Annotated in this window: 14 protein-coding genes; 6 read left to right on the top strand and 8 right to left on the bottom strand. The window is 57.7% G+C overall.

The window, feature by feature from the left end; translation table 11 throughout:
• Positions 1 to 5: 5 nt before the first annotated feature.
• From ACXAG1_RS04585 to ACXAG1_RS04575, 3 genes are all read right to left on the bottom strand, one after another.
• Complete coding sequence (locus ACXAG1_RS04585) at positions 6 to 686, bottom strand: iron-containing redox enzyme family protein (protein ID WP_475119064.1); 681 nt, start codon at positions 684 to 686, stop codon at positions 6 to 8.
• A gap of 11 nt (positions 687 to 697) precedes the next feature.
• The gene (locus ACXAG1_RS04580; protein ID WP_475119063.1) at positions 698 to 1,825 is read right to left on the bottom strand and encodes a 3-oxoacyl-[acyl-carrier-protein] synthase III C-terminal domain-containing protein; all 1,128 of its coding nucleotides are present in this window, start codon (positions 1,823 to 1,825) and stop codon (positions 698 to 700) included.
• 139 nt (positions 1,826 to 1,964) lie between these two features.
• Positions 1,965 to 2,891: a LysR family transcriptional regulator gene (locus tag ACXAG1_RS04575; RefSeq protein WP_475119062.1), complete on the bottom strand. Its 927-nt coding sequence runs from the start codon at positions 2,889 to 2,891 to the stop codon at positions 1,965 to 1,967.
• 160 nt (positions 2,892 to 3,051) lie between these two features.
• Here ACXAG1_RS04575 and aptA point away from each other — a divergent pair, with 160 nt between their 5' ends.
• The 3 genes from aptA to ACXAG1_RS04560 all read left to right on the top strand — a co-directional run bounded on the left by aptA (position 3,052) and on the right by ACXAG1_RS04560 (position 7,104).
• On the top strand, positions 3,052 to 4,389 hold the full coding sequence (gene aptA, locus ACXAG1_RS04570) for an omega-aminotransferase AptA (RefSeq protein WP_475119061.1): 1,338 nt from the start codon (positions 3,052 to 3,054) through the stop codon (positions 4,387 to 4,389).
• A 315-nt stretch (positions 4,390 to 4,704) separates the two neighbouring features.
• The gene (locus ACXAG1_RS04565; protein ID WP_475119060.1) at positions 4,705 to 6,198 is read left to right on the top strand and encodes a CoA-acylating methylmalonate-semialdehyde dehydrogenase; all 1,494 of its coding nucleotides are present in this window, start codon (positions 4,705 to 4,707) and stop codon (positions 6,196 to 6,198) included.
• A 228-nt stretch (positions 6,199 to 6,426) separates the two neighbouring features.
• Positions 6,427 to 7,104 (top strand): hypothetical protein, encoded by a 678-nt coding sequence (locus ACXAG1_RS04560; RefSeq protein WP_475119059.1) that lies wholly within the window; start codon positions 6,427 to 6,429, stop codon positions 7,102 to 7,104.
• A 129-nt stretch (positions 7,105 to 7,233) separates the two neighbouring features.
• On the opposite strand, the gene ACXAG1_RS04555 is transcribed toward ACXAG1_RS04560, so the two are convergent.
• Entirely contained in the window at positions 7,234 to 8,349 is a 1,116-nt protein-coding gene (locus tag ACXAG1_RS04555) for a hypothetical protein (protein WP_475119058.1), read from the bottom strand.
• Positions 8,327 to 11,167 (bottom strand): hypothetical protein, encoded by a 2,841-nt coding sequence (locus ACXAG1_RS04550; RefSeq protein ID WP_475119057.1) that lies wholly within the window; start codon positions 11,165 to 11,167, stop codon positions 8,327 to 8,329. Before ACXAG1_RS04550 ends, ACXAG1_RS04555 begins: the two co-directional genes overlap by 23 nt.
• A gap of 446 nt (positions 11,168 to 11,613) precedes the next feature.
• Here ACXAG1_RS04550 and ACXAG1_RS04545 point away from each other — a divergent pair, with 446 nt between their 5' ends.
• Entirely contained in the window at positions 11,614 to 11,991 is a 378-nt protein-coding gene (locus ACXAG1_RS04545) for a RidA family protein (RefSeq protein ID WP_406828384.1), read from the top strand.
• A 73-nt stretch (positions 11,992 to 12,064) separates the two neighbouring features.
• On the opposite strand, the gene ACXAG1_RS04540 is transcribed toward ACXAG1_RS04545, so the two are convergent.
• Positions 12,065 to 14,275: an MltF family protein gene (locus ACXAG1_RS04540; RefSeq protein ID WP_475119056.1), complete on the bottom strand. Its 2,211-nt coding sequence runs from the start codon at positions 14,273 to 14,275 to the stop codon at positions 12,065 to 12,067.
• A 311-nt stretch (positions 14,276 to 14,586) separates the two neighbouring features.
• Here ACXAG1_RS04540 and ACXAG1_RS04535 point away from each other — a divergent pair, with 311 nt between their 5' ends.
• Positions 14,587 to 16,848 (top strand): serine hydrolase domain-containing protein, encoded by a 2,262-nt coding sequence (locus tag ACXAG1_RS04535; RefSeq protein ID WP_475119055.1) that lies wholly within the window; start codon positions 14,587 to 14,589, stop codon positions 16,846 to 16,848.
• A gap of 225 nt (positions 16,849 to 17,073) precedes the next feature.
• Entirely contained in the window at positions 17,074 to 19,587 is a 2,514-nt protein-coding gene (locus ACXAG1_RS04530) for a choice-of-anchor D domain-containing protein (protein WP_475119054.1), read from the top strand.
• Positions 19,588 to 19,669: 82 nt separating this feature from the next.
• On the opposite strand, the gene ACXAG1_RS04525 is transcribed toward ACXAG1_RS04530, so the two are convergent.
• On the bottom strand, positions 19,670 to 20,428 hold the full coding sequence (locus tag ACXAG1_RS04525; protein WP_475119053.1) for a TerC family protein: 759 nt from the start codon (positions 20,426 to 20,428) through the stop codon (positions 19,670 to 19,672).
• Between the two features lie 322 nt (positions 20,429 to 20,750).
• A complete protein-coding gene (locus ACXAG1_RS04520; RefSeq protein ID WP_475119052.1) occupies positions 20,751 to 22,268 on the bottom strand; it encodes an aldehyde dehydrogenase in 1,518 nt (505 codons plus the stop codon).
• Positions 22,269 to 22,288 lie beyond the last annotated feature (20 nt).

Raw genomic sequence — 22,288 nt, 5'->3', positions numbered from 1 at the left:
GACTTTTAATAGTGGCCCAGCTCTTCCAGCTGCAGCAGATAAAGGCGTCCGGTCACGCGCGCCGTTTCCAGTATCCGCCCCGCCAGTCCGTCGACCTTCAGGACACCGGATTCCAGCACTTCCTGCAATTCCTGCAGGTGGTCCTCGTCGTGCTCGGCGTGGTATCGATAAAAAGAGACTTGATGAGGTTCGAGTTGCAGATGTTGCTGCAAGGCACGGGCAAAAAGCCCGGCAAAGTGCTTGCCCAGCCCCTCGATAATAAACATGGCGCCGAGCAGATCCAGCGGATCGGCGCTGCCTGCGCGCTGGAACATCCATGCGGACAGGGCTCGGGAACCAATATTCTGCTTGCCGCTGCGCAACGTCGCTACATCTCCGCCCACGGCCTGGTAATCCCGCTGCAGCATTTCATAGTCGCGATGCTCAGTGCGCGCATGCTCGAGAAAGCGTGAGCGCAACTCCAGATGTTCCCGGCCGATGGAGGATACCGCACAGGCAATCCAGCGGGATCCATCCAGCACCTGTTGGTAGTGGTCGTGCACCAGCAGCCGGTAGTCCTCCAGTCGCAGTGCGCCCCGCAGGGCGCGGGCAACAATCGGCACCTTGACCAGGCGCCCCTCGAAATCCGCCCAGATTTTTCCCAGCTCGCGAATGATCAATGCCGGCTCGTTTTCAAGAACTTCCATTTTATTCTCCATTACACCGCGGTCAGACACATAAACGACGCCAGGCAGCGGCCACTCTCCGGCACAAAACAGAGTATGCGATCGCCGCGTTCCAGCTTCTCCTCCCGCAGCAACCGGTCAATTAACAGGAAAATAGACGCGGAACCCACGTTACCTACCTCCTGCTGGTGGTTGCGCCAACGTTCCTCGGGAATCATGGCGGCAGAATGGGTGAGCAATGTTTTCATTTTTTCACCCAGTGCGCGCGCGGAGTAATGCGGCAGAAAATAGCGGATATCCCCCGGCGACAGTCGGTGCTTGTCCAGCACTTCGAGAAAGTACCCCATCCAGACCGGAAACATCTGATCCAGCAGTTCGAAATCCTGTCGCAACACGATGGCGCCCTGGTCATAGGCGATACCGGGAGAACCATAGTGCGCCCAGGGTCGGCAATCTTCCATACCATTGCTGCGGGCGCCTGCGTACATACAAGTGGGGAAACGATCGGCAAACGATTTCTGTTCGATCCAATCTATTTTCAAACTGGGGCGCTGCGGGTCCGGCTCGGCCTCCATCACCAGCGCGCCGGCGCCGTCGGACAGGGTCCAGCGCAGAAACTCGTACTGCATTGCCTGATGCGTGCTCATGGAGGTGAAGTCGATGGCGCGGTAAAAATCAGGCTGAAACCAGCGGCTGGAAAATTCACTGCCACTGGCGGCGGCAATACGATGCTGGCCGGCGCGGATGTTCAACCAGGCGGATTTGATCGCCATCATGCTGCTGCCGCAGACACTCTGGTGCGAGCTAATTTCCATGCTGCTACCGCCCAGTTCTCCATGCACCGCACTGCCGATACCCGGTACCAGCAAATCAGCCTGGGTAGTGCCGCAGGCGAGATACTGCAACTGTACAGGGTCCCGGCGCGCCGCATCACAGGCAGCTTCCACAGCACGCGCAGCCATCTCGGCATTGGTAAATAGTGGGGTGCCCTCAGCGTCCAGGGCGTAGTGGCGATGGCGGATGCCGTTCTGGCGCAGGGTCAGCGCCTTGAGCTTGCGACTGTGCTCGCCCAGAAACCCGATGCGCGATTCCATTTCGCGGTTGTCCAGCGGTACACCGGGCAGGAAACTGCCGCTGCCGGTGATAAAAACGTCCTGCATCTACCTTCCCTCTCATCCTTGCTCTGGGCGGGCATATTATCATCCGGGCTGCCCGGAGAACGATACGGCGGTACGATGCTGCCAGTATTACATCGTCAGAAATGGCCAGCTGTTAGAAATACTGCCTTCTCGGTATCACTCAGTGAGCATGCGCTTCCGCCAGACAATCCCACAGGGTTTGCACGATTCGTGAAGGCCGCGGCGAGAGCCGCTGGATCGCGACGAAATCACATTCGTACTGGTAGCGCTGCGGGTGGATTGCGCGGATCTCGCCCTTTTTCAAAAACGTCTCCGCATAGTGGTCCGGCAGGTAACCGATATAGCGCCCGGTCTGCAGGCAGTGAACGATGGCTTCCTGGTCATTGACGGTGATGTCCCGCTCCAATCCCAACCGGTTGCCCACTTCCATATTCGGCGAGTGGTAGCCGAGGCCGGCGTATTTACTCTCGCGAATGGCATCGTCGTCGATGGAAATATCCGCGGTGCCAAACAGCGGGTGGCGGTAGCCGCAATAAAGGTACATCTGCTCGTAAAACAGATGCTGGTACTCGAGGCTTGGCGAGGTGCGGTGTGCGGGTACCACGCCGAGCTGGAAGCGCCCCTCCATTACTCCGCGCTCGATTTCATTGATCGGCTCGATATGGATATCCAGGCTCACCTCTGGCGCCAGGTCGTCAAAGCGCCGCAGGGCCGCACTGATGCGGGCGGCAGGATTGGTCACTATTTTGTCGAACAGGGCGAGTGAGATGTGCCCGGTCATGCGCCGGTGGACGTCCGCCACCTCGCCGCGGAAGGTATCCAGGGATCCCAGCAAACGCAGGGTAGCCTGATAAATCTGGCGCCCCTCGCTGGTCAGGGCAAAGCCGCCACGCCCCCGCTGGCACAGGGTGACCCCGAGACGCACCTCCAGGTCCTTGATATGCCGGCTGATGGTGGAGCGCCCCACATTCAATTCCAGCTCGGCGGCCGAGAAACCGCCGGCCTCGGCCACCGCGCGAAACACCCTCAACAGGCGCAGGTCGATATCGCTGAGCTGGCCCAGCAGGGCGGTTTGTTTGCGGGCCATTGGGACAACTCTCCGGGCTCCTACAAAGAGGGAGCATTAGTTTCAGTTTTATGAAACCAAACATCGATAAACAGCAGTTTATGAAACATTAAAGCTCTTCTACATTTGTCGCAACCCATCGGTCAATCGCGCCGGATACCCGGCCAAATGGAGAATAAGAGTGAGCGACAAGTTTGCCGGGCTAAACCAGTCTCAGCTGGATGCCTACTGGATGCCCTACACGGGCAACCGCCAGTTCAAGCAGGACCCGCGGATCATCACCGGGGCGGAGGGCTGCTACTACACCGACGCCGATGGACGCCGGATTTTCGATGGACTGTCCGGCCTGTGGACCTGTGGTGCCGGGCACAACCGGGTGGAAATTGCCGATGCGGTAAGTGAGCAGTTGCGTACTCTGGATTACGCACCGGCCTTCCAGTTCGGTCACCCCAAGGCATTCCAGCTGGCGGAGCGCATCACCCAGTTTATGCCGCAAGGACTGAACCGGGTGTTCTTCACCGGCTCCGGTTCCGAGTCGGCGGAAACCTCCCTGAAGATTGCCCGCGCCTACTGGCGCAAAAAGGGCATGCCCTCCAAGACCAAACTGATCGGCCGCGCCAAGGGCTACCACGGGGTGAACTTTGGCGGCATCAGCGTCGGCGGTATCGGCGCCAATCGGGCCCTGTACGGCACCGCGGTAGACGCCGACCACCTGCCCCACACGGTGCTGCCACAGAACAAGTTCTGCAAAGGCATGCCGGAAGAAGGTGCGCACCTGGCGGACGAACTGCTGGAAATGATCGCCCTGCACGACGCCTCCAATATCGCCGCGGTGATTGTGGAACCCATGGCCGGCTCCGCCGGCGTGCTGCCGCCACCGGTGGGCTACCTGCAACGCCTGCGCGAGATCTGCGACCAGCACAACATCCTGCTGATTTTCGATGAGGTGATCACCGCCTTCGGCCGCATGGGTGCGGCCACCGGTGCGGAGGCGTTCGGGGTAACCCCGGATATCCTCAACACCGCCAAACAACTCACCAACGGCGCAGTGCCCATGGGCGCGGTGATCGCCAGGCAGGAAATCTACGACACCTTTATGGATCAGGGTGGCCCGGAGTACCTGCTGGAATTGCCCCACGGCTATACCTATTCCGCCCATCCGGTGTCCTGCGCTGCGGCGCTGGCGTCACTGGACATTCTGGAAAATGAAAACCTGTTCAACCGCGCAGCGGAGCTGGCAGTGATTCTGGAAGACCGGGTGCACCAGCTGAAGGGCACACCGCTGATTTCCGATATCCGCAACTGCGGTGTGGCCGCGGGCCTCACTATCGAAGCGGCGCCGGGCGAACCGCTGCTACGCCCGTACCAGATCGCAATGAAAATGTGGGAGAAAGGCTTTTACGTGCGCTACGGTGGTGACACCATCCAGCTGGGCCTGCCATTTGTGGCGGAGGCGGAGGGAGTGGATACGCTGGTAAGTGCGCTTGGCGATGCAATCAATGAAGTCGCCGCCGGTTAACAACCATCGTCATGCCGGACCTGATCCGGCATCCAGTAAGCGCGGCACTATCCAGCTTCGTTGCACCGGATCCCGGATCGAGTCCGGGATGACCCGGTTCGTCATGCCGGACTTGATCCGGCATCCAGTGGGCGCGGCACCATCCAGCTTCGCAGCGCTGGATCCCGGATCGAGTCCGGGGTGACCCGGTTCGTCATGCCGGACTTGATCCGGCATCCAGTGGGCGCGGCACTATCCAGCTTCGCAGCGCTGGATCCCGGATCAAGTCCGGGATGACGGGAACAAAACAATTAAATATTTTCGAGAGGAAACAACATGAACACCGTAGGCCATTTTATTAACGGCAGTACCACCGACGCCGCCGAGCGCACCCAGGACGTATTCAACCCGGCCACCGGCGCCGTATCCAAACAAGTTGCGATTGCCGGCAAGGCCACCGTGGAAGAAGCCATTGCCGCCGCGGGCGAAGCCTATAAAAGCTGGCGCAACACCCAGCCCGCCAAGCGCGCGCGCATCATGTTCAAGTTCAGGCAATTACTGGAAGACAATGCGGAAAAAATCTGCGCGCTGATCGGCGAAGAGCACGGCAAAATTTCTCACGACGCCATGGGCGAACTGACCCGCGGAATCGACAATGTGGAATTTGCCTGCGGCGCGCCGCAGATGCTGAAGGGTGAACACAGCCGCAATGTGGGCCCGGATATCGACTCCTGGAGCGAGATGCAGCCGCTGGGCGTGGTTGCCGGTATTACCCCGTTCAACTTCCCTGCCATGGTACCCCTGTGGATGTTCCCGCTGGCCATTGTGTGCGGCAACACCTTCGTACTGAAACCTTCCGAACGCGACCCTTCCTGCTCCCTGCTGCTGGCACAACTGCTGCAGGAAGCCGGCCTGCCGGACGGCGTATTCAATGTGGTCAATGGCGATAAGGTCGCCGTGGATACACTGCTTACGGATCCGCGCGTGCAAGCGGTCAGCTTTGTGGGCTCCACCCCCATTGCCGAATACGTCTACGCAACCGCCACCGCGCACGGTAAACGCTGCCAGGCGCTGGGCGGAGCCAAAAACCACGCGATCATCATGCCGGATGCGGATATGGACAATGCCGTCGCGGCACTGACCGGTGCGGCCTTTGGCTCCTCTGGCGAGCGCTGTATGGCCCTGTCGGTAGCGGTTTGTGTGGGCGACGAAGCGGCGGATACGTTTATCGACAAGATGTCCGCCGCCATGCAGGAACTGAAAGTGGGCGCCTACAGCGACAGCAGCAACGACTTTGGCCCGGTCATCACCGAGGCGCACATGAACAAGGTCAACGGCTATATCGCTAGTGCCGCCGAGCAGGGCGCCACCATTGTGGTGGACGGCCGCAACCCGAAAGTCGCCGGATTTGAAAGTGGCTTCTTTGTCGGCGGCACCCTGATCGATAACGTGAAAGCGGGCATGACCTGTTACGAAGAGGAAATCTTCGGTCCGGTACTGCTGGTGGTGCGCGCGGACTCCATGGAGCAGGCCATGCAGATGATCAACGATCACGAGTACGGCAACGGCACCTGCATCTTTACCCGCGATGGCGAAGCGGCGCGCTACTTCAGTGACAATATTCTGGTAGGCATGGTCGGTATCAACGTTCCCCTGCCCGTACCCGTGGCCTACCACAGCTTCGGCGGTTGGAAACGCTCCCTGTTCGGTGACCTCGGCACTTATGGCCCGGACGGTGTGCGCTTCTACACCAAGCGCAAAACCATCACCCAGCGCTGGCCTTCCAGCGGTGTGCGCGAGGGAGCACAATTCTCCTTCCCCAGCAATTAACCTTTGAAATGCGGGTGCTCCCAAGCACTCGCATTCACACTTTCACCATCTCGAATAGCGGAAGAAGTTCCGAACCTCACCTTGCGTATTCTCAGGTATGGCACGCTGAACTCACCCTGCCTCTCTCACTTTACCAAGAAACTGCAGTTTCGATTTGTGAAAAGCGTTCTTTACAGAAAATCATCCATCTCTGATAATTGAAAATATACCTAAAAGGAATTTAAAAAAATGCAGAAATGGAAAAGCACCTTACTTATATCCCTCGCAATATCCACCATATGCAGCAATACCATAGCCGGAGACTTTCATTTCCGTCTTGGATATGGTGAAGCTCAAATTCCGACTGCCGATAAATTCCAGTATCGACTATATCCGCATGATGAATCAGAAACCGCCAATACGTACACCCTAGAATTTGGGTATATCGTGAACAGGCATTTATCTGTTGACCTTCGATATGCAGATCTGTCAGATTTCAAAGGCAGTCATAGCGAGGAAGAATATTTTAACGATGGCTATTACGCATCGAGAGGTCAAGCAGAACAACACACCAACATTGACTTGAAGTCACTCGGATTATCGGCAACTATCACCACAGACTCCACACGCCCGGTATTTGCAGGGCTGAAGCTTGGATACCAATATTGGGATGCCCTCTGGGGACATCACCTTCGCTCTTACGGGACGAGCTATGATATCGAATTTAACTCGGGCGAAATTATTTCCGAATCCAGTTATGACTCCACACAAGAAGCCGGAGGAAACGATTCCGGATTTCAGGAAAATTATGGAGCCATAATAGTGATGAACTTGTCCAGCTGGCAAGTTGGACTGGAGCATATGTTATATGCCATCGATAAGGGAGATTCTCAAGCTACAACTCTGTTTATCGGCAAAAAATTCTAGAGCCCACATCCGATTCATACCCAAATGACATCGCTATTTAGGGTTTTATATAGCCGAGTTGAGATTTACATTTATCATTCAAAACGCCCGCAGCCAATACTGCGGGCGTTTTTTCGTTGGAGCGCAGAATTACAACTGCGCCGACCAGGCCACGGCCATGGTCAGACTGTGGGATTTGTCCAGGCTGGGGTTGTCAAAACCCAACTGGAATTTGAACCGGGCACTGTCGTCACTCAGGGCGAACAGCCATTGGCCCTCCTCACCGTCCACACCCACATACGGATTGCCGGGTAAATTGCCCCAGCGGATTCCCGGGCGGTAGCGCACCCTGTCGGCGAAATACTCTACGTCCAGTGAAAGCTGATAGCCGCTCATCTGCTCGACGTAGCGGCCAGTGGCGTACACCGGCATGGTGAACTCATGGTCCTCGAGTTCACGCCAACCGGAAAATACCGGGGCGAGCTGCACCTCGTCTTCTACATCGCGGTCGGCGGTATCGAATTTACCGTAGGTATAGGGTGCCCGCTCCCAGCGAATCAGGCTGTAGGCATCCTCCACCCGCACAAACATTTTGCGCTGGTTGTTCTGGTACCCGGCCACCAGATCCAGGGTAAGCCCCTCACCTTCGGGCTTTTCGAAATCGTGCGCGAGCAACAAATCTTCGGAATAGCGGTAGTCCAGAGACGCATTACCGGCAAAAAAATGCTCGTCGCTGCTCAACAGCCCATCGATAGTGCCGTCCTGGAATTCCCGCGCTTTCAGCAGGCTGACATCCGCCTGAAAGAACAGGCCGCTGTCGAGACTCCAGCGACGCTTCAGGCGAATACCGTCGGCCAGTAGTTGCAGCGCGTTCAGATATACCGGCACCGCACCCTCAGGCGGAGTGAGGTCCTGTTCGTCGCGATAGTAGAGATCGGCCGTGGCGCGGTTATAGGTCAACTGGTAGTCGTAGCGGACCGTGTAAGACAGCCCCCAGTCCCCAAGCCAGACACCGGTATCCAGGCGATTTCTGGTCCAGGAATTCTCGCCGCGGCCCGGGGCCTGCTTCCATTTGCCGGCAAATTCGCTGATGGGCAGCGCTTCACTGACGGTACGGCTGGAAAAATCGAGAGAGACTTCCGGGCTGGGTAGTGCGACTGACTGTAGCGGCACATTCATCAACCCCAGAAACAGAAAGGGCCACCAGTGGTGGCCCGATCCATTTCTGCGAATATCTCCCTGCTTAGAGCAGAGTTTCAATCGCATTGTCGATCCAGGTGATCAGGTAAATATCGTTTTCTTTGCTGACAGTTCCGTAGACGGTACCGTCTTTGATGATGTGCCCGCGCACGAGATCATCGCTTTCGAACTCGGCAAACTCCAGCATAAAGGCTGCACCTTCACCGTCGCTCATGACGATGTTTTTCGGCTCGTTGTCGGCCAGATCAAGTTCGATACGCAGTTGATCGGAACCCCAGGCCAGAGCCAGCACCACGTCACCCACGGTATAACCGGTGCGCTTCACAACCAGCTCCACATCCATGGTGGGCAGGTTGGCGGACAGCTTACCGGTGGTAGCAACACGGGCGGTGGCTTTAAGGTAACGGCCTTCCGCGTCGAAGTCCATTTCGGCATTTTCCAGGGTTGCCATCAGATTGCCACTCTCACTATCCGCAAAAAGAGAGGTGGTCCACAGGCCTGCACCCCACCAGTCTTCCGGACCTGCGGAGTACACACCCTCCGACGGCACAGTTGCTTCCAGGCCGTTGATCAGGTTCTGGTGATCAGCGGTAAACGCGATGCGAATATCCTGAGCGATATTGGTCTCGCTAGCAGCAACGCCTTGAACACACTGGTTGCTGTCCCAATTCCAGTATCCCCAGACGGGTTCATTCTCACACTCGAACTGGCTGGTAACGTCCTCAAGCAGCTCGTTTACGCCCCAGAAGTCATAGCTCTCGCCAGTCCACGGGCACTGCGCATCGCCCTCGACACTGCAATTTACATCGATAAAGTGCTGGAAGTTTGCCTCTTCATAGCGATGGGAGTAAACCACAGTCACGCGATTTCCGGCTTCACCATGTACAAGGGTCAGAGTGTTGTTTTCGGCGTTGTAGGTGTAGCTGGCCAGGTCTTCACGCTCAAAGCCTTCGAGGGTGTAACTAAAGTCATCAAGGTTATCGATGGTCAGGGACACGGAAGCGTTAAGCAGCTTGTCGGTTGCCTTTTCCTTGAACTCACCGGACAGAGCAACCTTCTGCGGCAGCAGGGCTACAAAGTTCTGCTCACCGGCATCAACAATGCCGTCTATCGAAGCGAACATTGCTTCAGACCGCGCCACTACGGCTTCGATGCCCCCCTCAAACGCGTACTCCGCATTTTCAATGCTGGCCGTCAGCTGCAAAGACAATTGCTCAACTTTCGGTGCCGCTTCCAGCTGTTCAAATACATCTTCACCAATCACGACTGCCGCCTGGGAACCTTCGGCAACGGTCAGTGTTGCGTCACCAGAAACTGCGGTGCCGTTAATGGCGAGTGCGTGTGTCCCTTCGGCGAGATAGCGCATTTCCTCTGCTTCGGAGTACTGAATTTCGGGCAGGGTAATGTCAATATCGACATCGACAACACCCTCACTATCACTGAGTGCGATTTTACCGCCAGTGAGGCTCAGGGTGCGATCAACCAAGGCGATGGTGCCCGCCTGGAATTGGGCGAGATAGGCATCCTTGGCTTGCTCAAACTCCGATTCACAGGTGGCATCACCTTCGCACTCCGCATCGCCGAAAGATACCTCGGCAGCGTCGGCAAGTGTCGCGGCGTAATCCGCATCGTTTTCGAAGTTGTCCAGAAGCTGCACGGTGAGAATACCCGCGGCGAGAGAGAAGGCTTCCAGGTTCTCACCATTCGCTTCGGCCAGGATTTCTGCCGCGCCTTCCATCTGTACAACCAGGTTATCCTGGTTGTAAGTGTCGGCAGTGTCGTCCAGTTCTGATGCGATAGCTTCAACCGCTTCGATAGAAACTTTACGCGCGGTAGCAATCAGATTTTTTGCCGCCTGCAGGTTATCCGCCAGTTCGGTGTCTACTTCTACCGGTGGGGTACAGCTGGCGCGATCGCCACAGTTTTCTTCGACGGCCTCGTCGGCGTCACTCTGGGCTGCGCTGGCTGCGTCGGCCACACCGGCCAGGCTATCGTTGTTTTCGCTGGTGGCAGTGGCCACTTCTTCCAGCGCCGCGCTGATCGCTTTCACCGCTTCCGCATCAACGGTATTGGCATCGAAGCCGGCACTGAGGCTAACAAGTTGCGCAGCCACGTCACCGGAAGCCGCGGCTTCTACCGCCGCGTTCAGCAGGGCGAAACGCAGTTCCTGCTCTCCGGCTTCCGTGGCACTGGTCAGGTCAACCGGAGCGATGGTGCTCGGGTTTGCATCCAGACCAAAGGTGTCTTTGACAAACTGGTTGGCAGCGTTGATGGATGCCTGGGTGGGTGCAGGGCCGGCTTTTTCAGCCACCAGCGTGGTCAGTGCGGTAATACTGGAGGAAACACTGGTTGCGCTGGCATCAACAAAAGTCACCGAGCTCAACTGGTAATCCAGTGCGTATTTTTCCCCAAAGCCGATGCTGCCATTTTTATCGGTGTCATCGTCGCTGTCGCCGGCGGTGCGGCACACGGCGGTATCACAGGTCACCATAGCGACACTGTCTGCCGGGTTTTTCAGTACCAGTTTTACCGCGCCGGTGTAATCGGCGAGATCAATGGAATAGCTGCCGTCAGCGCCAGTGGTGGCCGAGCCCAGCAGGGTATTGTCCGCGCCATAGGCCTCAACAAGTGCACCGGCGATGATGCCCTTGGCGGCCGTACCGCCAACGGGAATGGCGCTGCCTGTACCACCGCTACTGGATCCAGAGCTGGAACTGGAGCTGGAACTACCACCGCTCGAGCTACTGGAACTGGAGCTCGAACTGCTTGAGCTTGAACTGCTTGAGCTCGAGCTACCGGAGCCTCCGCTGTCTGAAGAACTGCCACCGCCGCCGCAGGCTGTGAGTGCAGTGACCGCAATGGCCAGTGCGAGTTGTTTATACATGCTTTCCCCTTCACTCCGGCTGGAGTGCTCCCTTGTCGATAACCGTTTGAAAAACTCGGGACACCACCCATTGACTGGATCACTCTGTGCCCACCTCTCCTTTCGGGCTGCCCCCATGCAGTCGCCCAAAAACTGTGACGCGCATCTCACTTCGTCACAGGCGGAAAATGATGCCGGTGGATGTTTGGCGCCTCAATAGCCCCTTTTAATCATTTTTAAGGCCCTCATTGATTGCCCTGCGAGCAATATGGTGACATTCCATCCAAAAGTGTCATTGCATGAGTAAAAGGGGCTAACGACGACGCTCTCTTGCCGTAGGAGAAAACGCTGCCCTGTGTCATCATCCGCGCGCCAAAAAACTGGCCAACCAAAGCAGAAAAGCCCGAGCGGGTGGCCACCGGCCAGATCTGTTTCAGGGAAGCCAATCAACGAAAGGAATACACAGAATGAGCAGAAAGCTGATTTCCAGCGGATCGGAGTTTGAGAGCAAGATTGGTTACTCCCGCGCAGTGGTGGATGGCGACTATGTTTTTGTCTCCGGCACCACCGGTTTCAATTACGCTACCAACAGTATCAGCGACGATGTAGCCGAGCAGGCAGACCAGTGTTTCGCCAATATCGAGCAGGCGTTGAAGGAAGCCGGCAGCAGTATCGAGCGCATTGCACGGGTTACCTATATCCTGCCGAACCGGGATGACTTCCAGCCTTGCTGGCCGGTATTTCAGAAGTGGCTGGGCGAGGTGCGCCCTGCCGCCACCGTTTTTGAAGCGCGACTGCTGGACGATGCGATGAAGATTGAAATTCAGGTCACCGCGCGGATTTGATCCGGTCACCTTAGCCGGTCACCTGAATGGTGGGTTACGGAAGGATCGCTGGTCCTTCCGCATTCACACGAGATTAACGCTCTGGCGCCCGCTCGTTTTGCGCCACCGACAGGTAGCCAAAATAGCGGTCGCGAATTTCCCGCACATAGTTCACTGGCTCACGCCCCCGCACGTAACCGAAGCGGGCTTTTTTATAGTGCTCTGGCTGTGACAGCAGCAACATGGCCTCTTCCACATTGCCGAACCAGCGGTTCGGGTCTTTCCCCAACCTTTCCGCGAGCACCCGCGCATCCCGCACGTGCCCGTGGCCCGCGTTATATGCGGCGAGGGTAAAATAAATTTTCTGGTCAAATGGCAGGGCTCTCGGGAAGCGCTCTTCCAGCCAGCCGAGATAAGAGATACCCGCGCGAATTCCGTTTTCCGGCTGATATAAATCGGAAATGCCCAATTGCTGACCAGTGCGCGGCATCACCTGCATCAGGCCACGGGCACCGGCAAAGGAGCGCGCCTTGGGATTGAAGCGGCTCTCCTGATACATCTGCGACACCACCATGCGCCAGTCCCTGTCTGCGGGTACCGCGTGCTTGCGCACCAGTGGATCGTAGGGAGACAGTTCCGAGGTATCCCGCAGCCGCTCCCGGTGCTTGCCGCGGATGCGCTTCTCTTCCCTGAAGTATTTGTTGTAGGTGACATTGAAAAACAGGCCGCGGTAATACTGATTGAGGAAGCCGTTCAGCTTGTCGAGTAATTGCGGCTGATCCCCGCGTACTGCCCAGGCGATATCCTGTTCGCCGGAAAGATTGCCCACCACCATAAAATCGTCGCGGTAGGTCTGCTCGATCTGCACCAGGTGAGAGTCCGCCACGGTGTAGTCATAGCGCCCTTCGGCTACAGCATCGATCAGCTGCTCGGTGGTTGCCCCCTGCACCGCGCGAATATCCAGCGTCGCGTCCGCGCTCACGGAGGCCTGCAGCAGCTGCAGGCTGGAGTAATAACTGCTCAGCGGGTTCACCGCCACCGACTGCCCCTGTAAACGCTCAGCCACGGGAACTGCCATATCCAGCTGCGCACTGCTGTCCACCGCAGTGATCAACTGCTCGGTCACCTGCATATAGGGACGGGTAAACACCAGGCCCTGCTGTTGGCGCGCCTCGGTGATGGTCAGTGACGCGGCGATAACATCGCCCATTCCCTCAGCCAGTGCATCCGCAAGATCCACCTCGGGGCCGGGCACCACCATACTGAGGCGCAGGCCGCTATCCTTGGCAAAGCGTTTCAGTAAATCGTAGTCAAACCCCATGAGCTCACCGCGCCACATAAAGTAGGACGCAGGATGGTTGCGGGTCAGCACCCGCAGGGTTTTGGTCTGCTTGATCTGCTCCCAGTCACGCAGGGCGCTGGCGCGGCGCTGGGCCGCAATCAGATGCTCTTCGGTAAAATATTCATTCAGCGCCTGCTCCAGTTGCGCGCTGTCTCTGCGCACGGCCCAGGCGATGGCGCGGCGGCTGTCCCGCAGGTTTTCCGCCTGCAACGTCGGGTAATCCACAAGCATGACCTCGGCGAGGTTGCTGTCGATCACGGTACCGTCGTATTCACCTGAGGCTACGCCATCGAGCAGTTCATCCTGGGTGACGGGTCCGTCAAGTACCCGGGGAATCAACACCCGCTCTTCGCTGGACTGTTGTGCGAGAGTGGCAACGAAGGCACTGCCGTTGCGCAGTGCGACTTCCAGCTCCGCCGTCTGTTGCTGATGGTCGCGACGGGTGATCAGCTGCTCCTGCACGTATTCCAGGGGCCGGGTGAAGGCGACCTGTGTTGCGCGCTCCGGGGTGCGGGAAAAGTTGACCGCAATCAGGTCACCGCGCCCGTCGATAAGGGCGGGAATCAGTTGTGCAAAGTCTTCCACATAGATCCACTGCGGCTCGAGCCCGCGCTGGCGGGCGAACTTTTCCGCAAGTTCACGCCACTCGCCGGTGGGCAGCCCATCCCGCGGCAGCGACTCCTCCTCCAGGCCCTGGGGGGCCAGCAGCCGCAAGGTGCCCCGTGCGGTAATCGCTTCGAGGTCGCCCGTCTCTAGATAATTTGTGAACGGGGCCTCTTGTGGATGTGGCGGCGCAGTGACTGCACCATCGCCCGGCCCGGTATCTAGCCGGTCCGCCCCCTCATGGTTTTGGATCTCCGGTGCGTCGGTACCCGGGCGCTCGGACGTCCTTTCGCCACAGGCCACTAGAAGAAGGACCACAGTGAACCAGAACAACCCGCGATAAAACCCTGTGACAGCCACGCTATTCCCCATAGAAAAAATTCCCTGTTCCAGCGACACTGCAAAAGCTAGGGCGTGATTCAGCGCACGCGCCCCCTGAGTGCCGCCGCTAAAGTTACTGTCGCACAATCTCTGCTTTGTGACCAACCTGACCACTTTTTACCCAGCCAGGCCACCCGTCACAGCCTGGCCCTATCCCGCACCTTCGGTTGGCGCTATGCCTGTCAACAGTTTTCGGCGAAGTTAATCCTGCCCATTCATGATTTCGGTGGCCGGTAATTGTGTTCTGTCCCCGGCAGCCACTCAAAACAACAGACAGGCGAAAACCAAAAATGAAAATAATTCGACACCTCACCCTGGCCGCGCTGCTCAGTGCCTGCGCGACGCCAGGCCTGCACGCAAGTACGCTTCTCGACGAGGACTTTCAAGACGGAGATATTGCCGGCTGGAGCACTACCGGTAACGTTTACACCAACGCCTACTACGGCAACTATTCCATCGGGCTGCGCGGGCCCAATGCCAGCGCCAGCTACACTCTCTCTACCGCTGGCTACGTAAACGTCAATATTTCCCTGGATATTTCCGCCTACTCCCTGGAGAGCACCGACAGCTGTATTGCCGAGGTTTCCAACGATGGCGGCAGCTCATGGACAAATGCCATTACCCTGGTGAACGGTCAGGACAATAGCGCCCTCTACACGGCAGGTAGTGTGGCCATCGATGCGGACAACAAAAATCAGCTGGTCATCCGCTATCGCAACGCGGTCAACCGCAACAACGATTACTGCTACGGGGACAATATCCTGGTCACCGGCGATGTGGACACCGGTGGCGGCAGTAGTAGCAGTAGTAGTAGCAGTAGTGGCGGATCGGGAAGCGGCGGCAGCAACGATGACTACTACGATGAGCTGACCGGATCCGGCAGTGTCTCCCGCAGCACACTCAGCTATGCCACCCTGATGAACGGTAGTGATCCGGGTAGCCGTGTAGACCTGGCCGCGTACGGTGTACCGCAAAACGCCGCGCATCCAGAGCACGCGTTTACCGGAACCCTGACACTGAGCGGTGAGGATACCGGCGGCAGCTTTGCGGAAGTGGTCGACACCTACAATTACACCGGCAGCGGCGACAACACACGCAAGCATTTGCCAGAATTTGAATTTCAGTTTGTGCAGACCGGAAGCCATATTTTCCCGCTGGAGCGCGGCTCCATCGCCAGCACACACCCGAACTGGGAATACGTGCTGACCCCCGGCCGCGTGTGGCAGGAGAACAGCGATAACGGCTACAGCCGTGCCGCCATTCCATTCGCCCTGCAGCAGCGCAACGCAAACTGTATGCACAACGGGGTGATGACCTTCCTGTTCAAGGAAGACGGCTCGACCTCCAAGGTGGCGTATCAGATCAGCAGCGAGACCTGCCTGTATTTCAAGGCCGACTGGTGGGGGCTGCTTAGCGCCAGCTACACCCCGGAAACCATTGCCAACGAGAGCCAGCTGATCCAGGACTACCAGGCCGAGATCGCCGCTCGTATGCCCACCAAACCGCTGTCCGCACTCAGTACGGACTACCCCGGCACTGATCCTTCCGCGTTTGAGGCTCCGAACAGCACCGATGCCAGCCATGTTTCTACCGCCGGATTTATTTATGGTGGCGTGCACTACCGTGGCGACTGTGTGACCCGCAACGGCGACTATCCCTACTGCGACTCCATGGTGATTCCATCCTACTCTTCGGCGAAATCCTTCTTCGCCGGCGTGGCCATGATGCGACTGGAAAAACTGTACCCCGGCGTACGCAACACCTCCGTAGCAAGCCATGTTCCCGCGTGCAGCAGTAATGGTAATTGGTCCGATGTATCCCTGAACAACCTTCTGGATATGGCGACAGGAAACTATGGCAGTACAACCTACATGTCGGATGAAGGTGCATCGCACACCGACGGTCTGTTTCTGGTCGACAGCCACAGCAACAAGATCAACTACAGCTGCGGTCAGTACTCACGCAAAGCGTCACCGGGAACTCAGTGGGTTTACCACACATCGGATACGTATATTGCCGGTACTCATATGAATGATTACCTGAAGGATCAGCAGGGCAGCAATGCAGATATCTTCGATAGCACCATTGTCGCCGACCTGTGGGAACCGATTGGCGTGAGCCCTACCGGCCAGTATACCCGCCGCACTTACGACTCTGTTGAACAACCATTTGCCGGTTGGGGCCTGATGTGGCTGCCGGACGACGTGGCGAAAATCGCAAGCTTTGTGGGAATTGACGATGGCGAGATCAACGGCCAGCAGATGCTCGACAGCAACCAGCTCGACGCCGCCCTGCAACGCAACAGCAGCGATACCGGCACAGTACCGCTGACCGACTACCGCTACAACAACGGTTTCTGGGCACACAATGTGGCCGGCAACCTGAGTGGCTGCAGCGGCGCCCAGTGGATTCCATTCCTGTCCGGCTTTGGCGGCATTACCGTGGTACTGCTGCCGAACGACAGCGTGTACTACTACTTTAGCGACAATGACACTTACTACTGGCTGGAAGCCGTACAAGAGGCGCACCAGATCCAGAGCGCCTGTCAGTAACCTTTTGACTCCTGCGCAATCGCGCTTCGGCGGGCCCGGCAACGGGCCCGCCTTTTTTATATCCGAAGATTGATTTCACGACATTTCGCCACTGGTACTACGCCAACGCGGTAGCTGGTCCTACAGGATGTTCGACCGCACATTCATGTTAAGTCCGTGCCAATGTACGCGCTAGGCGCTTGTGCAAAGGCAGTCCCAGCTCATAAAAATAATCAAGGTGCGAATATGAAATCGACTAACCAGCGATCGCGAGCAGGACTCGCGACGGCCATTCTGCTATTGAGTGCGGCGGGCTCAGCCAGCGCTCAGGCGGAAACTATTTATTCCGACAGTTTCAGCAGCGGCAATATCAGCGACTGGAGTACAACCGGAAACGTGGGCCCACACAATGGCACCATGCGCTTGCGCGGTGGAGCCAGTGCAACCCACACGTTATCGACCGCCGGTTATTCCGCGGTTTCGGTATCGCTGACCTTGTCCGCAGGTTCACTGGAGAACAACGAATTCTGCTACGGGGAAATTTCCACCGATGGCGGCAGCAGTTGGACCACCGCAGTCACTGTCGCCAATGGTGACGATAATGGCACCCAGTTCAATAGCAGCAGCTCACCGGCCGGGATCGACAACAATACCGATGTGCAACTCCGCTTCCGCGGAACAGGCTCCACTAACGGTGACTACTGCTACGGTCACCAGGCGCTGGTCACCGGCACCGGCGGCGCCCCCACCGACCCCGATATCAGCGCGCCGGCCAGTGTCAGCTTTTCAAATGTTGCCCCGGGCAATACCAGCTCCCAGGTCATTACCGTATCCAACCAGGGTTCTGCCCCACTGGTGATCAGCAACACCAGCGCACCCACCGCGCCATTCAGTATTACCAGCAACAATTGCGGCACCGTTGCCGCAGGCAGCAGTTGTGCAATTTCAGCGACCTTTTCGCCGTCCAGCGAAGGCAGCTTTGGCAGTGCCATTACCCTGACCTCCAACGACCCGGATGAATCCAGCCTCACCATCAACCTGAGCGGCTCATCGAGTGAGGGCGGCGGCAGTGTGGAAGATTTTGACCCGCTCACTGGCAGCGGCAATGTTTCCCGCTCCGCGCTTACCATGACCACTCTGATCAACGGCAGTGACCCCGGCAGTCTGGTGAATTTTTCCCACTATGCACTGCCAGCCGACGCAGCCATGCCCACCAATCAGTTTGAAGGTTCTCTGGAGCTCTTCGGCGAAGCCAGCGGCGGTGCCTTTGACGAGCACAAGGATACCTTCCGTTACACCGGGTCCCAGGATGCAACGCGCAAACACCTGCCGGAATTCGATTTTGAATTTGTGCAGACGGGCAGTCATATCTTACCCAGCCAGCGGGGCTCCATTCCCAGCAGCCACCCGGAATGGGAATATGTACTGACACCGGGACGGGTGTGGAATGAAAACGGTGATGCGGGCTACAGCCGCGTTGCCCTGCCCTTTGCCCTGCAACAGAAAAACGCCAACTGCATGCACAATGGGGTGATGAGCTTCCTGTTCAAGGACGACGGCTCCGTTTCTGATGTGGCCTATCAGATCGCCAGTGAAACCTGCCTGTATTACCAGTTTGATATGTGGGGGCAGCTCTCCGCCAACTACACGCCACAGTCCGTCGGAAACAGCGCGGCTCTGGTTAGTGACTACCAGGCTGAAGTCGCAGCGCGTATGCCAAGCAAGCCTCTAAGCGCACTGACACAAGACTACCCGGGCACGGATTACACCGCCTTCGCCACACCCAACGGCAAGGACCCCCTGGCAATCTCCCTGGTGGGCTTTGTGATCGACGGCACCCACTATGTCGGTGGCTGCAGCACTCGCCAGGGTACTTACCCATACTGTGAATCCCTGGTGGTTCCGTCCTATTCCAGCGCCAAGTCAGTATTTGCCGGTGGCGCGCTGATGCGACTGGAACAGAAGTATCCGGGCACCTTCAACCAGTCCATCGGCAGCTATATCAGCGAATGCAATACCAACGGCAACTGGAATGACGTGACCTTTGGCAATGCACTGGATATGGGTACCGGTAACTACAAGCTCGCCGGCTATATGAGCGACGAAGGCGCCAGCCATACCAACGACCTGTTCCTGCCGGAAGATCACGCCAGCAAAATCAATTACAGCTGTACCGAGTACCCACGCAAGGCGACCCCGGGCACCAAGTGGGTATATCACACCTCGGACACCTACATTCTGGGTACCGCGATGAACGCCTACCTGCAGGGTATTGAAGGCAGCAGCAGCGATATCTTCACCGATATTCTCCTCGATGAAGTATTAGCGCCGCTGGGTGTCAGCCCCACCGCAGAATTTACTCGCCGCACCTACGACAGCGTGCAACAGCCTTTCGCCGGCTGGGGGCTGATGTGGTTACGGGATGATGTGGCGAAAATCGGCGCGTTCCTAGCGGACGATAACCAGTCCGTACTGCACCAGGGTCAGCTGGATGCCGCATTGCAGCGGGATAGCAGTGACCGCGGTCTGGAACCGCTCACCGACTACAAATACAACAACGGCTTCTGGGCCCACGAAGTCAGCAGCGATATGAGCGGATGCAGCAATCCTCTGTGGCTGCCGTTTATGTCGGGCTATGGCGGTATTTCTGTGCTGATCCTGCCCAACAACTCAGTCTATTACTATTTCGGTGATGATGACGAGTATCTGTGGATGGATGCGGCACAGGAAGCGCACGCTATCCGCAGCCTATGCCAGTAATTCACTACCGGTAGACTGAAATGAAAAAGGGGCGCTGGCTTTCCACCAGCGCCCCTTTTTTATGGATGTTTTCGTGTATCCCCTACTCCGTCTCCCGGATTGGCTTGCGTAATTCTACCGCTTCGACCGCTTTCGCCTTCTTGCTGCGCATGCGGATATTGAGCATTTCCACCGCCACCGAGAACGCCATGGCAAAGTAGATGTAGCCTTTGGGTACGTGTACCTCAAAGCCTTCGATAATCAGGGTGACCCCCACAAGAATCAGGAACGACAGCGCCAGCATCTTGATCGTGGGATGGCGGTCGACAAAATCGCCAATGGGCTTGGCCGCCAGCAGCATCACCGCCACTGCGAGAATGATGGCAATTGCCATAATGGAGATATGGTCCACCAGGCCCACCGCGGTGATAACCGAGTCCAGCGAGAACACGATATCCAGAATCGCAATCTGCGCCAGCACCATGCCGTAGGTGGCGGTCTTGGTTGAGGTGGCCTCGCCGTCGACACCTTCCAGGCTGTTGTGAATTTCGTGGGTGGCCTTGAACAGCAGGAACAGGCCACCGCCGATCAAGATCACATCCCGTCCGGAGATTTCCTCACCAAACACGGTAAACCAGGGCTCAGTCAGTCCCATGATCCAGGCGATGGAAAACAGCAGCCCCAGGCGGGTGAGCATCGCCAGGGCCAGACCAATAAAGCGCGCGGACTCCCGCTGCTTTTCCGGCAATCGGCCTACGAGGATGGAAATAAAGATAATGTTGTCGATGCCCAGCACGATTTCCAGGGCCGCCAGGGTGGCCAGGGCAATCCAGGCCTCCGGGCTCGCAATCCATTCGAACATGAGTTTCCCCAAAGCAATAAAGGCGTGCAGAAAAGTAACCAGCTGCGCAACCGCACTGGCAAATAGCATTAATTCCGCGGAGAGTGTATGCGGTTTGCGGCAATCAGGCCAAGCCCCAGCCAACCGACAAAAAAAGGGCCGCAAACGCGGCCCAACGGAGTCGTTCGTTATTAAGCAAATCAGGAATCGCTGAAAAACGTAGCGAGCGGGTGCCTGGTGGTGGCCGCCGGAGCGGAGGCAGCGGAGTGTATGTCGAATACATGAGCTGCCGAGCACCGCCGGACGCCGCCAGGCGCACGCGCAGTAGTTTTTCAGTGATTCCTCAGCTGATGTCGATCCAGGTGGATTTAAGCTCGCAATACTTATCCAGCGCATGCAGGGACTTGTCGCGGCCGTTGCCGGATTGTTTGAAGCCGCCGAACGGCACGGTGATATCGCCACCAAAATAGTTGTTCACCCACACAGATCCGGCACGGATATCGCGAGCCATACGGTGGGCGCGGCTGATGTCTTTTGTCCAGACACCGGAAGCGAGGCCGTAGATGGAATCGTTGGCGATCTTCAGCGCTTCCTCTTCGGTCTCGAATTCGATAATGGACAGCACCGGGCCGAAGATTTCCTCACGGGCGATAGTCATGTCGCCGCTTACGCCGCGGAAAATAGTCGGCTCGTAGTAGTGCCCCCCTTCCACCGCTTCTGCGGGCTTGCCGCCGCACACCAGACTGGCGCCCTGCTCCAGGCCCTTGGCCACGTAGAATTCGACGGTGTCGAATTGGCTCTGGTCGATCAGCGCACCCATCACCGAGTTCGGGTCCTGCGGGTGGCCCGGCTTGAAGCGCTCGGAGGCCTTCTTCACTTTTTCGATAAAGGTATCGGCAATGCCTTTTTCCACCAGCAGACGGGTGCCCGCGGTACAGGTTTCGCCCTGGTTGTAGAACACTGCCAGCGCCGCCGCTTGCGCCGCCTTGTCCAGATCCGCATCGGCAAAAACAATATTGGGGCTCTTGCCGCCCAGCTCGAGGAAGGTGCGCTTGAGGTTGGACTGGCCGGAGTATTCGGTCAGCGTCTTGCCCACTTCGGTGGAGCCGGTAAACGTCAGACCATCGATATCCATGTGCAGGCCGAGGGCCTTGCCGAGGGTACTGCCGGGCCCGGGCAACACGTTCAGTACGCCGTCCGGCAGGCCAGCTTCTTTCGCCAGGCCGGCCAGTTTGATGGCGGTGAGCGGGGTGTTGGAAGCGGGCTTCAGAATCACGCTGTTGCCGGTGGCCAGTGCCGGGCCCAGTTTCCACGCGGTGGTGGAGAGCGGGAAGTTCCACGGCACAATCGCCGCGATCACCCCCAGGGGCATACGGGTAATCAGGCCTATCTCCGTGGGACCTGTGGGAGCAACCTCGTCGTAGATCTTGTCGATGGCTTCGGCGTTCCAGCGGATGGTGGTCACCGCACCGGGCACATCCACATTCATGGTATCGCTGATGGGTTTGCCCGCGTCGAGGCTTTCCAGCAGGGCGATTTCCTCGCGGTTGGCTTCGATCAGCTCGGCAAATCGCACCAGGATCTTCTTGCGATCCATGGGAGGCATATGGGACCAGACACCGGATTCGAAGGTGTCGCGGGCGATCTTGACCGCCACCTCGGCATCTTCCGGACCACAGTTGGCGATCTGCGCCAGCTCGCGGCCGTCTGCCGGGCTGGTACAGGGGCGGGTCTGGCCACTGCGGGCATCCACATATTCGCCATTGATAAAGGCGCGCCCCTCGATGGTGAGGCTGTCGGCCATGGCGAGCCACTCCTGCAGGGATTGCGGGGTGGGTTGCGGTTTCTGCTGATCGGTCATGAACACCTCGGTCTTCAATA

The sequence above is a fragment of the Microbulbifer sp. ABE4_465 genome (genome assembly GCF_056160765.1).
Note: the sequence above shows the minus strand (reverse complement) of the source record. Positions and strands in the feature narration are given on the sequence as shown.